1 protein-coding gene is annotated in these 233 nt (G+C 41.2%); it reads right to left on the reverse strand.

Features of this window, described 5'->3' with window-relative positions:
* The coding region (locus AAEY62_RS24970; protein ID WP_350637187.1) for a hypothetical protein at nt 1-233 on the reverse strand (233 nt) is incomplete at both ends.

The following is a 233-nucleotide window of genomic DNA, read 5'->3' on the forward strand; positions in this document are numbered from 1 at the left end:
CTGGTGTTGCCAAAATATGTAAAAGCTCAGCAATTAAATCTAATACCGATTGGTATTCAGTGAGAATCTTTTCGTGTTCTAAACCCGTTAGCTTATGTAAGCGTAAATCTAGGATTGCTTGAGCTTGTTGCTCAGAAATAAAGTATTGACCATCGCGAATACCTAACTCAGCAGCTAACCAATCTGGGCGGGCAACGTTGTCTTCGCCTGCTTTATCAAGCATGGCTTTTACG

The sequence above is a fragment of the Pseudoalteromonas sp. GW168-MNA-CIBAN-0100 genome (assembly GCF_040309225.1).
In the GTDB taxonomy this organism is placed as follows: Bacteria; Pseudomonadota; Gammaproteobacteria; order Enterobacterales; family Alteromonadaceae; genus Pseudoalteromonas; species Pseudoalteromonas arctica.